Source organism: Bacteroides sp. AF25-38AC (genome assembly GCF_003602995.1).
Classification (GTDB): domain Bacteria; phylum Bacteroidota; class Bacteroidia; order Bacteroidales; family Bacteroidaceae; genus Bacteroides; species Bacteroides uniformis.
In genome coordinates, this window is sequence record NZ_QTMD01000027.1 from 65,796 (window position 1) to 77,916 (window position 12,121).

8 protein-coding genes are annotated in these 12,121 nt (G+C 47.9%); 3 read left to right on the forward strand and 5 right to left on the reverse strand.

Annotation, left to right across the window (positions count from 1 at the left end; translation table 11 throughout):
- Positions 1-3 precede the first annotated feature (3 nt).
- Genes DWY55_RS22550 through DWY55_RS16685 form a run of 4 tightly spaced genes read right to left on the reverse strand, consistent with a single transcriptional unit; the run spans position 4 to position 4,922 of the window.
- Positions 4-306: a glycoside hydrolase family 9 protein gene (locus DWY55_RS22550; protein ID WP_259321659.1), complete on the reverse strand. Its 303-nt coding sequence runs from the start codon at positions 304-306 to the stop codon at positions 4-6.
- A complete protein-coding gene (locus tag DWY55_RS16675; protein WP_259321661.1) occupies positions 291-1,730 on the reverse strand; it encodes a glycoside hydrolase family 9 protein in 1,440 nt (479 codons plus the stop codon). Before DWY55_RS16675 ends, DWY55_RS22550 begins: the two co-directional genes overlap by 16 nt.
- A gap of 40 nt (positions 1,731-1,770) precedes the next feature.
- Positions 1,771-3,645 carry a hypothetical protein gene (locus tag DWY55_RS16680; protein ID WP_229031923.1) on the reverse strand — a complete coding sequence of 625 codons (1,875 nt, stop codon included), beginning with the start codon at positions 3,643-3,645 and terminating at the stop codon, positions 1,771-1,773.
- A gap of 23 nt (positions 3,646-3,668) precedes the next feature.
- On the reverse strand, positions 3,669-4,922 hold the full coding sequence (locus DWY55_RS16685; protein ID WP_008662425.1) for an AGE family epimerase/isomerase: 1,254 nt from the start codon (positions 4,920-4,922) through the stop codon (positions 3,669-3,671).
- A 339-nt stretch (positions 4,923-5,261) separates the two neighbouring features.
- Between DWY55_RS16685 and DWY55_RS16690 the strand changes: the two genes are divergently transcribed.
- Positions 5,262-7,796: a glycoside hydrolase family 9 protein gene (locus DWY55_RS16690; RefSeq protein ID WP_005831008.1), complete on the forward strand. Its 2,535-nt coding sequence runs from the start codon at positions 5,262-5,264 to the stop codon at positions 7,794-7,796.
- A gap of 153 nt (positions 7,797-7,949) precedes the next feature.
- Here the strand turns inward: DWY55_RS16690 and DWY55_RS16695 are convergent, their stop codons facing one another.
- Positions 7,950-9,371, reverse strand: a complete 1,422-nt coding sequence (locus DWY55_RS16695; protein ID WP_005831010.1) for a sialate O-acetylesterase — start codon at positions 9,369-9,371, stop codon at positions 7,950-7,952.
- Between the two features lie 193 nt (positions 9,372-9,564).
- Between DWY55_RS16695 and DWY55_RS16700 the strand changes: the two genes are divergently transcribed.
- Together DWY55_RS16700 and DWY55_RS16705 are read left to right on the forward strand one after the other, a co-directional pair.
- Positions 9,565-10,692, forward strand: a complete 1,128-nt coding sequence (locus tag DWY55_RS16700; protein ID WP_008662419.1) for an AAA family ATPase — start codon at positions 9,565-9,567, stop codon at positions 10,690-10,692.
- A gap of 109 nt (positions 10,693-10,801) precedes the next feature.
- Positions 10,802-12,016 carry an IS256 family transposase gene (locus tag DWY55_RS16705; RefSeq protein WP_005826255.1) on the forward strand — a complete coding sequence of 405 codons (1,215 nt, stop codon included), beginning with the start codon at positions 10,802-10,804 and terminating at the stop codon, positions 12,014-12,016.
- Positions 12,017-12,121: the final 105 nt, after the last annotated feature.

Below are 12,121 nucleotides of genomic sequence, written 5' to 3' on the forward strand. Positions count from 1 at the left end.
ACATTATTTTGACATCAAAGCATCCAACGAAGACACCAACGCCACCAAAGCAGCACTCCAATTAATGGCTATTTCATTGGAAGCATACGAACCTTCCACATCTGCATAAGACTCATCCGGCAGATTGGAAGGATAGGGTACACCGTCTTGTTGGCCAGGATTGGGACCGCCAACAAGGAAACCGGGAAGAGGTGCCTCTATATCATCCGATGCAGAAAGACGATGGTGCGGATACAGAGGACTTTTCATCCCGAAACCGGTGACATAACAATATCCCGTGGCATTCTTTCCTAAAATGTAGTCCATATTGCGGTAGGCGTCAGGTACGACTTCTCACCCGTAAGCAAATAGGCGCAAACCAGTGAAGTGGCTTGGTTAGCACACCCTTCGGCAAGGCATCCCCAAAAGAAATCTTTGGCATCGTTGCCGTAAGGAGCGTGGAAAGGAGAGCGGTCAGCACCCCGCACAGCCTCGGCAGCATAGTCCAGTAGCAGGTCTTTCATGGCATTTGCCAACTCCACGTCTTCACCCTGATATTCCCTGCCCGGTTGCAGCCAGGCAAACACGCCCAACGCAGTGGTATTGCCCCAAGAAGGAGTCTTATATGCAGTGGGCAGATGCTTCTTCACTTGTTCCCGGTAAACGGGCTTTCCCGTAGCAAGATAGAGCTCGGAAGCCGCCCAGAAGAATTCGTCATCGGCACTACGATCACCGTAAGCTCCCGTAACCACGGCAGGTTGATATTGCTTGTTGAGGAGGTCCTGATGATAGAGCGCTTGCGGATGCGCTTCTGCCCAGGCGTAAGCACGTTCGGCAGCCTGCAAAGCCACTTCCGAAAAGCCAGGATAATCCTCTTCGTAAGGAGCAAACAACACGGAAGCTTGCGCTAAAGCCGCAGCATAGTCCAATGCCGCCGTTACTGATTTCTGAACTACATAACGGGGCTGCTTACACTCCGTAGGCTTGATAAATCCCTCGAACGAAGGGGTAGTCAGCTTGTGGTAGACTCCTCCGTCGGCAGGGTCTTGCATGGTCAGCATCCATTTCAGGTTATAGTACATCTCGTCCAGCAAATCGGGCGTGTGGTTTCCGCTTTCCGGGATGTTCACCCGTTGACGGATAAAATAGTCAGGAAAGCGGGCATAAATCGCCTGCATCAATCCGATGGAATAAGCGGAGTTCACAATGTACTTGTTATAATCTCCGGCATCATACCATCCTCCCGGAGAAGAAATCACCGCTCCCGCCTTACGTTCCGGCCCGGCAGCATTGGGATGTACCAGCACCTTGTCATCTGGATGGCCTGCCGGACGGCTCCACCGACCCGCATAAGTCGCTTCGATGGGCATACCCGTACGTTGGTAATAGAAAGATTTCAAAGCGGCATCGGCCAAAGGGGACAGCACCTTTTCCTTTACTTCGAATGCCACTGAATCGCCGTTAACCAACAGAAGATATCTTCCCGGTACCGTGATGTCACTGAAATCCAATATTGTCCTGCTCCTATCCGACCAAGCGGATGAAGCGGTATATCCGGGTTTGCCGGAAAGTAGCCGATTGCCCGTGGCTGCATCTACTATGGTAAATTCACGTACCTCACCGGCATTCACCACAGCTACTTTTTCCTGCTGGGGATAATACCCTAACTGATTCAAACGTACAGTTTCTGAAGGATGCCCTAAAGTGGCCATTCCTCCCAGAACTGTAAACAGACATGTAGTTATATTCATATCACTATTCTTTATATATTAATATTATTCCATTTCAAAATTATTTATCCGACAATAAGGTAATGAAACTGATAGCCGGCAAGTGTACCCGTACCAGTCCATTCTCCACCTTCACTGCAGTTTCCTTCATGCAGTCCTTTGTATTGGTCACATAGACTTTCAGTTCCTTCACTTCTGCAGGGATACCGGAGATGACAGCCTCGCAATCCGCCCCATTATTGACCATATGGACGGCATATTCTCCGCGCACCATATTTCCGAAAGCCGCACAGTTTACATTTTTCTTGCTGCTACTGACTGGAATAGCCAAGGCATCGGCCGGAGTGGAGGCCAGCTGCTTAATGTTCCAGAAACGTTGTGTAGGACGCAAAGGACCTTTGGAGCCATAAATGCCGTCTCCCCACAACAACGAATAGTCTGAAGTGAGCTGCCACTGCAAGATGGACAATGGTTGGCAAATCGCACAAATACGTGTATACAGATTGATTTCATAAAGTGCAAACGTCGACTCATTGAATATCTCGGCATAACCATGAGCAGCGGCATCCGTACTACCCTCACCAACCAAGAGTAGTACATTAATCTCTTTGGCAGCACCCGCCCACTTCCTTAACGTAACATCATCACAACCACGCCATGAATGGAAAGAAACTGCACCAATATACTTATGAGTCTCAGGATTGTTCAAAGCAGGAAGGATAAAATCGAAAGTAGTGGCATCCGAATTGTCGCCAAGCAGCATGCGGGTAGGAAGATTCAACCCTGCCAGATAAGCACCGAACTCCTTAATGAAATCTGCATGCTCCTGCGGAGTGTGGAGGACATCAATACCCAAATCCGATTCATTGAACGAGAACATGGAGAACTCAATACCATAATACCGTTTGGCATACAACAGATAATCTGCCATGGATTTATAAATCTTCTCCTTTTTCCGGTTATCCAGACGATAAGCAATGACACCACCTTGACGGGCATAACTTGCAGGACCTCCGTCAATGGCCCATGCAGGCGGAAACCAACAGCTTAGTATTACCGGCATTCCCATCGCCTTCAAGCGCTTTGCCATGAGGAGACTTTCCTCCACCCGCTTGTTCAGTCCCCCATTCTGTGCCACGGCAATAGGATCGGATTCTTCTTCGGGTTGCCACAATCTCCACGGAAATTCCACACGGCCATAAGCTACGCGCAAGTTTTCCAGACAGTAATCTATCACTTTAGGGTCGGCAGCAGGATTCTGCAGGCGGAAATTCCCTCCAAAGCCTGCAAACAAACTTCCCGGATTCTGCATATCCAATGTAATTTCCGCGTCACTGTGATCTATCACTCCGGAAGCATGCAGTTCCATAGACAATGCTGTTCTCCCAGCCTTTTTCAGAATCGGCATTAGCGAGATATACACAACAGTACCGGTAGACTCTTTTTCAACCGTGGCCTTTACAGACTTATTGAACTTGAATTCCAACTTCCTATTGGCCGAAGTAACGGTCAGCTTCCTGCCACTTACCCTTACTTTGGCATCAATGTAGTTTTCCGGACTTAAAGCAATACAGTAATAGGCTGCCTGGTTCAAAGTAGTGTCCGACAGCGCATCAATAGAAATCTCCACCAAGCCTTTTCCCTTATCGGTCACTTTCTGATGGAACTTTACACCTCGCAGAGTAGCCGTCACTTCCTGCATATTCCCCTCACGATGGAAAACGGGACGGACCTGCTTCTCCTTTCCGGTAATCTCCATATCTCCTTTCAAGGTTCCGACACGCAGGGATGACTCAAAGTCTATCAATTCACCGTCTACGCGGACACCCGTGATATTGCTCCATGCCATCACTTCCGTCTGGGCAGAAAGCGGCAGAGATAATATACCACACAGCAATACAACTATTCCAAACTGGAAAATTCGTAAATTCTTCATAATATCAAATCTATAAAAGGTTGTCATTTCAGTCTGGTATCAATCTCAAACCCCATACGGCTGTTATGATAAGGACAATTCCACATACTTGCTTTAGGCTCCTTGTAGCGGGGAGTTCCATCTTCCAGCACCGTTCTGAACCATTCACCATACTCCTTGTCTATCATCCGTGATTTGATGAAGTTCCAGGTGCGGACGGCACTGTCCAGATAAGATTGTTCACCAGTCAGTTGCCAGGCATTGATACAGCCGACCACAGTTTCCGCTTGGCACCACCAGGAAGCGTCCTTCCTGATTTTGTCCTTATGTCGTTCATACATCATAGCTCCCATCGGGTTGATGCCCTCCTTCAAGGAAGCATCTGCAAGTTCCAATGCTACCTTCCTGCACCTCCCGATAACCTCCGGGTCACCCAGAGCCTCTGCAGCTTCCGTCAGCAGCCAAGAAGTTTCGATATCATGCCCGTAAGAGTCGATGTCATCCAGATTATTCCAATTTAAATCACAGTATGATATCAAGTGATGTGTTTGTGGGTTGTACAGCCTGGTTGTTATTAAGTCTATTACTTTTGCAAGGCGCTTGCAAAGGCTGTTATCCTTCCATACTTTATATAAAGCCGTGTATGCCTCTAATACATGGATATGTGTATTCATTGTTTTGGCAGCAATGCCATCTCCATCATACCCCAGCTTTTGGGGAGTTCCCCATTCGCGGGTAAAGGATTCTATATAGCCATCATTTACGGGATCTTTGACTTTGCTCTCCATTATCCGATAAAGCTCTATGGCTTTTTGCAGGCTTTCATTGTTGCCCGTTGCCCTGAAATGTTCGGACAACCCATAGATAGCATAAGAGCAGCCGTAAGTCTGCTTGTTCGTATCCAATGGGGTACCGTCCGCTTTTATCAGCCAATATACGCCTCCATACTGCGAATCAATGAAGTGATCTATGAAATACCGTTGCGCCCTGTCAGCCAATTTACGGTAGGCAGTATCGCCATACATCCGGTAGGCGGTTGAAAAAGTCCAAAGGATGCGGGCATTCAGTACACCACCTTTGGGAGCATCCGCTATCGGGGCACCGTCACGTCCCAATGAACCATAAAAGCCTCCGGAAGAATCTACGCTGTATCTTTCCCAAAAAGAGAGGATATTCTCTTTCAAGTCCGAGGTTATTTCATCTTTTAAAACCTTGTCTACGTGTGACTGTGCTTGCAGGAAAGGTGTAACCAGCAACCATACTGTAATCAGCAAAAAAACGGAAAACATACGTTTCATAATATAGCGATTTAAGGAGTTAGCCATAGTTACATTGCAAATGTACAAAAAAACAAATGGACACTACTCATTGCCATCCTTTTTCAAGGGATACAATTGGTTCCGATAAAGGCTATTTTTGGGTACTGAGTCCTTGTTTTACCAGACATCAGCTTCTATTGGCTCAAACGTGGGTATCCGGCAGCTCAAGCGCCATTGTCTGACAAATATAACAATGAATATCATAAAAATAGAGGAAAAAGACACATTTCATAACGTTATTGGCTACAAACAAAAGCCATCCGTTTCCTTTTTAGTCCGTATATTAGTAGAAAATTTTGTAACTCAAAAATAGATACTATGAGAAAGAAACATTTCCTATTTGCATCAGTCTTGGCACTGCTTTGCGGCAGCAGTGCGCTGCATGCGCAAGACTTCAAGCTGACATCCTCCGGTTATTTCAAGAATCAGGGAGTCGACATCATGGCTTTTGATGATATCTATCCCGAAGGACACCAAGGAGGGGTATGTATCATCATGAACGGACACCGTGTGGCGACGAATGGAGATATCCGTCTGGAAGCCACACCCGGACAATGGCAGCCCGTACCGAAACAGCTCGACCGGAAGCTCGGTGACAACAGCATCACCGCCACGCTGTGCTATCCCGACTCCTCACGCCATCTCACCGGATTCAACCCGATGATTTACCCGGACCTCCACCTTATATATACGGTAAACGTGGAAAGCAAAGGTAAAAACATAGAGGTGACCGTAGACCTTGACCGCCCCATTCCCCAGGAATTCATCGGAAAAGTGGGCTTCAACCTTGAATTCTTCCCGGGTTCCCTCTTCGGCAAGCCCTGGATTATGGACGGTCAGAGCGGCATCTTCCCGCAACAACCCAACTCTCCCCTAATGACAACCCAACCCAACTATCTGCATACGGGAAATTATCATGACGGCAAGCAATCGCTGGCAGACATGGACAAACTGATAGGAAAAGGTTACAGCCCGATTGTGGCCGACGACATCATCAGCGAACCTTATGCCAAAGGCCGTAAGTTTACCTCCCGCCCCGACGACCCTTACAACAAAGTAACCATCGAATCATTGAGTGGTGACCTACAACTGTTTGACGGGCGTATGAACCACAATAACGGCTGGTTCGTACTGCGCAGCAACATAAAACCGGGTGTCACCAAAGGGGCCGTCAAATGGATTATCACTCCGAACGTAGTGGCCGACTGGATGTATCAGCCGGTTATCCAGACTTCACAGATAGGTTATCATCCCGCCCAGGACAAGGAAGCCGTCATCGAAATGGATATACGTGACAATAGAAAGGAAACGGCACAAATCATCCGCATTGACGCAGACGGCGAGAAAGTGGTCAAGAACGTCACTCCTGCCAATTGGGGCAAGTTCCTGAGATACAACTATCTGAAGGTGGACTTCACGGATGTGAAGGAACCGGGACTCTACAAGATTAAATACGATACCTCCGTATCCCCTATCTTCCGCATCGACAATGACGTATATGCCCGCGGCGTATGGCAGCCCGTACTGGAATACTTCCTTCCCGTACAGATGTGCCACATGCGCGTCAACGAAAAATACCGCGTATGGCACGACTGCTGCCACATGGACGATGCCCAGATGGCACCGGCACACAATCATATCGACGGCTACGACCAGAAAGAGGGCCTGTCCAAGTTCAAACCGGGTGAAGTGGTTCCCGGAGTGAACATAGGCGGCTGGCACGATGCCGGAGACTTTGACCTCCGCATCGAATCCCAAGCCGGAGAATCCTATATCCTGGCACTGGCCTACGAAGCTTTCCACCCGAATCTCGACGTGACTTCCATCGACCAGATAAACCGTGTGACGGAAATCCACCAGCCCGACGGTAAGAATGACTTGCTGCAACAAGTAGAGAACGGCGCCCTTACGGTAGTCAACGGCTACCTGGCACTGGGACGTCTCTACCGGGGAATCATCTGCAACGACCTTCGCCAATACGTACTTCTGGGTGATGCCGCCGCCATGACGGACGGAAAAATCGGTAATGAAGACGACCGTTGGATATTTACAGAGGACAACCCCGGACGAGAACTGTCGACAGCCGCCCAACTTGCTGCCGTATCACGCGTATTGAAAGGCTTCAATGATACATTGAGTGTACATTGTCTCGACATTGCCCGCAAAGTATATGCTTCTACCGGAAACGGCAACAACAGAGCCTTGTTCCCCAAAGTGCAGGCAGCCGTAGAACTGTACCTCACCACGGGCGAACAACCCTATATGGACTTCATTCTGGACAACAAAGAGCTCATCATCAAGCAGATAGGCCGCATCGGCTGGTACACGGCACGTGTGGAAAAACAGTTTGCACAAATGAAGAACAAGAAAGCCAAAGCTTTCTCCACCGCTTTCCGCAAAGCTCTGACCGGATATGAACAAGAGCTGAACAAGCAAGTGCAGGAGACTCCTTACGGCATTCCCTACCGTCCACATATCTGGGGTGCAGGCTGGGATATACAGCGTTTCGGCTTCCAGCACTACTTCCTGACAACCGCCTATCCGGAAATATTCCCGAAAGCACCGGTATTCAATGCCCTCAACTTCATTCTCGGATGCCACCCGGGCTCCAACCAAGCTTCCTTCGCCTCGGGTGTCGGCGCACAATCAGCCACTGTGGGCTACGGACTGAACCGCGCAGACTGGTCGTATATTCCCGGTGGAGTCATTTCCGGTACAGCTCTTATCCGTCCCGACTTCCCGGAACTCCTCACGTTCCCGTTCCTCTGGCAGCAAACTGAATATGTGCTGGGAGGAGGTTCATCCCACTATATGTTCCTGGTACTTGCAGCAGAACAGTTGCTGAAACAATAAGAAAGACAGAGGGGGAACAAAACCCTCTGGATGTTTTCTTTTAGGCGCGGATTACACGGATTTCACGGATTTAGTTTACTGCATCCATGGATTCCGCGTAACCCGCGCCTAATATTATAGTATAATGAAAGTGTTTATCTACTTTCCGTTCTTTCACCAATTATCCGTACGGAACGGAATGGTAGGCAATTCATTTCCGCCAATCATCGTACCAATCTGGAAATCATGGAAACAATAGCGCACGCTGACGGGATGGGATACCTTTTCTGAAGAGATTACCACTTCATTCGTCTGCCAGTGCAGCCATACTTTGTCGGCAGGATGGAACACACGGTCCTCACCCGCCACTTCGAAACCGCGAAGGTCATAGTTGCGACAGATACCCATTTCCAAATGGTCGAAGGAAACCCATGCTTCACTGCCTTTAGCAGTCCATGACTTATATTGTGGGCCGAAACAGTGTATCTGCTTCAATCCATAGGTAAGGTTCAATGCCAGATAGCTCAAGCGTTGACCTACCTTTGTCTTGTTGCGGGGATGGATATTGTACATCTCATAAGGCTCTACAAGGTCGTTTGTCGAAATCATACCACTGTTCGGAATCAGGCTTTGGGCACGGAATTGCGCTTCACGTAGGTAAGCAGCTTTCTCTTGCTGGGTACCTCCATAGGCGTACGGCGCTATTTCGGCAAAGTAGAAAGGCAATTCGCCCAGCCCCCATTCCTTGCGCCACAGCTGCACCATGTCGGCCAAGCGTTCGGCATATGTTTCATGGCGACCTACGTTCGACTCTCCCTGATACCAGATGAACCCTTTGATGGTATAGTTCTGAAGCGGCTTCAGCATGGCATTGTACATCAGCATGGGGCGGAGCATGGGATGCAGGCGTTCGATGGAATCGGGGTTGAGAGATATGTCTGGATAGTTTTCCAGCAGTTCACGGCTTATCCAACCTTCTACAGTGGATCCACCGTAAGCGCTACAGATGATGCCGACCGGAATCCGGAGGGCACGGCTCAACGAAGTGGCAAAATAGTAGGCCGTCGCACTGAAATCGGGTGCGGTTTCTATGGAAGATATGTTCCAGCTACCTTTGCAGTCGGTTTGCAGTTCATAAGTCTGGTGCTTGGGAACGGTGAACATACGCACCCCCTTATTCTCGGCAGAAACTATGATGTCATCCGCTCCGTTCATGATGCAACAGCCAGCAAAACCTTTCAGGGGCATTTCCATATTGCTCTGGCCGGAAGCAAGCCATACTTCACCGATTAGGATATTCTTCAACGTAGTTTTTTCTCCGTCATCAAAAGTTATCTCATAAGGCGTGTATCCTGCTGCCGGAGTCTCCACGGCAAGCGTCCAACCGCCATCCTTATCGGCACGGCAAGTCATTGTCTGTCCGTTCCACGAAGGCGTAACGCGTACTTCGGCTTCCGGAGCAGCCGTTCCCCACAGTTTCACTTCAGTCTGCTGCTGGAGTATCATGTTGTCGCCCACCAGTGCAGGCAGTTTTACTTTGGCGCCCAACGAGGCGGCACCGCATAATAGAATCAATGCAAGAACCTTACTTTTCATAGTATATTTGTATTTAACATTATATTCGGAATCAATAACGCGAGCAAAAATAAGGCTTTTTTGCTCACGTTCTCCGTTTCATGTGCAAAAAGTGGGTGTTTTTGCACATGTGCTCAAACAAAATTATACATTGATGTATTATACATTGATGTATAATTTGTATATTTGTCATTAAATCAAGAACAGAAAGTTTATGAAATCACCTTTTCAATACGGCACACTGGTTGATAAAGAAAGTTTCGTCAATCGGGTAGAAGAACGAAAGCAACTGAAAGAATTACTTGGATCGGGCATCAACGTAATGCTTATTTCACCGCGCCGATGGGGAAAATCGTCGCTTGTAAAAGTAGCTATGGACGAACTGACACAAGAAGACAAGCATATCCGTGTCTGCTTCATTGATGCATTCAGCATCAAGACGGAAGCTGAATTCTACCGCATCTTTGCGCGAGAAGTCATTTCTTGCGCCGCCTCCACCCTTGAAAAGAGGCTTGAAGATGTGAAACAGTTTCTTAAAGCCGTTTCTCCCAGTATCACATTGAAGAGCGACCCAACCGATACCCTCTCCTTTGACCTGAAATTGGAACTGGAAGAAAAAAGTGTCATGGAGATACTGGAACTACCCGAAAAGATAGCAGCTGCCAAAGGCATACACCTGATTGTCTGCATCGACGAGTTCCAACAACTGGCACTACTACCCGGCTACAAAAGTATGGAGGGAAAAATGCGCTCTGCCTGGCAGAAGCAGCAACAAGTTTCCTATTGCTTTTACGGAAGCAAGCGGCATATGATGATGGACATCTTCAACAATTCTTCTAACCCCTTCTACCGCTTCGGACAAGTACTGTTCCTGCAAAAGATAAAGAAAGAGGAATGGGTGCCCTTCATCGTCAATGCCTTCCACCGGACGAACAAAGAAATCAGCGAACAGCAAGCAGAACAACTGTGCGACATCGTGAAATGCCATTCGTGGTATTTGCAACAGTTGTGCTATTTCATCTGGAGCGGTACGTCTGAAAAAGTGACAGATGAGATTATCGAAATCCGTACCCGCCAACTGATAGACACCAACATGCCTATGTTCATGAACGACACCGAGAACCTGACTGCTGCCCAAACTGCCATGCTTCGTGCTGTAGCCGATGGTGAATACCGCTTCAACTCCATCCCCGTAGTGCGGAAATATGAATTGGGCAGTGCACAGACCATCACACGCAACAAGCGTATGCTGACAGAACGTGATTTCATTGAGAAAGAGGGGAACAAGTATGCTTTCTCCGACCCTATATTCGAGCTTTGGTTCAGAAGGGAGTATTGCTAAATGCGAGAAAGGGCGTGAGCAGGAAGTGATGCTTCCTGCTCACGTGAAGATGTAATTTAAACTGTGTCAGCAAGGAATAAAATATTAATTTTGCTAACACAGTTTTTTTATGAAAGAAGAATTTGATTTTGAAAGTATCAAGAACAAGGCAATAGAGCAGCTGAAAGCCGGTAAGCCTTTGTTAGGTAAGGATGGTGCTTTTGCCCCCTTATTGGAAAGTATCTTGAATGCAGCCTTGGAAGGTGAAATGGATGCGCATCTTACCGATGAAGAACGTCAGTTGGGCAATCGTCGTAATGGTAAAATGCAGAAGCAAGTCCAGACTCCATTGGGTGAAGTCACAGTGTCTACCCCTCGTGACCGTAATTCAAGTTTTGAGCCTCAGTTTATAAAGAAACGTGAGACCATCCTGGCGGAGGGCGTGGCGGACCGTATCATCGGACTTTATGCCCTTGGTAACAGCACACGCGAGATCAGTGACTGGATGGAGGAAAATCTCGGCAACCGTGTCTCTGCCGAAACGATCAGTTCCATAACCGACCGTGTTCTCCCGGAAATAAAGGCCTGGCGTTCCCGTACCCTTGATGCTGTCTATCCGATAGTCTGGATGGACGCAATCCATTACAAAGTCACTGACGAGAGAGGGTGTGCCGTTACCCGCGCAATCTATAACGTCTTAGGTGTCGACAAGGAAGGGCACAAGGATTTGCTTGGCATGTATATCTCTAAAAACGAGGGAGCCAATTTCTGGTTAAACGTACTGACGGACTTGCAGAACCGTGGAGTTCATGATATCCTTATTGCTTGCGTTGATGGTCTGAAAGGCTTTCCGGATGCCATCCAAAGTGTTTTCCCGAACACAACAGTACAACTTTGCATCGTCCACCAGATACGTAACTCCATTAAATATGTCGGTAGCAAGCATCAGAAGGAATTCCTCAAAGACTTGAAACGGGTTTATGGTGCGGTAAGTAAAGAAGCAGCTGAAACGGAACTTTTTAATCTGAATGAGAAATGGGGAGAAAAATATCCTATTGTCATCAAGTCATGGCAGGACAACTGGGAAAAACTTACTGAATACTTCCAGTTCACATCGGATATACGCCGTATGATTTATACCACAAATACAGTTGAGGGCTATCATCGCCAGATACGGAAAGTGACAAAAAACAAGGGCGTGTTCCCTAACGACACCGCCCTTGAGAAACTGGTTTACCTCGCTTACCGCAATATACGCAAGAAATGGACCATGCCACTGGCTAACTGGGGAGCCATTGCACAACAACTGGCGATAAAATTTGGAGACAGGTTTAAATTGTTGTAATTTTACACTCGTCGGGACGGGTGGTCCCGCCCCTTGGCGCTGGCCGTTCCCCGACCGATGAGATTGAATGAGAATAGAGCATGACACAGTTTAATTTACACAACC

Coding starts and splice junctions, on each gene's coding strand:
- DWY55_RS22550 (WP_259321659.1), bottom strand. CDS start 306: ATGGACTACATTTTAGGAAAGAATGCCACGGGATATTGTTATGTCACC.
- DWY55_RS16675 (WP_259321661.1), bottom strand. CDS start 1,730: ATGAATATAACTACATGTCTGTTTACAGTTCTGGGAGGAATGGCCACT.
- DWY55_RS16680 (WP_229031923.1), bottom strand. CDS start 3,645: ATGAAGAATTTACGAATTTTCCAGTTTGGAATAGTTGTATTGCTGTGT.
- DWY55_RS16685 (WP_008662425.1), bottom strand. CDS start 4,922: ATGAAACGTATGTTTTCCGTTTTTTTGCTGATTACAGTATGGTTGCTG.
- DWY55_RS16690 (WP_005831008.1), top strand. CDS start 5,262: ATGAGAAAGAAACATTTCCTATTTGCATCAGTCTTGGCACTGCTTTGC.
- DWY55_RS16695 (WP_005831010.1), bottom strand. CDS start 9,371: ATGAAAAGTAAGGTTCTTGCATTGATTCTATTATGCGGTGCCGCCTCG.
- DWY55_RS16700 (WP_008662419.1), top strand. CDS start 9,565: ATGAAATCACCTTTTCAATACGGCACACTGGTTGATAAAGAAAGTTTC.
- DWY55_RS16705 (WP_005826255.1), top strand. CDS start 10,802: ATGAAAGAAGAATTTGATTTTGAAAGTATCAAGAACAAGGCAATAGAG.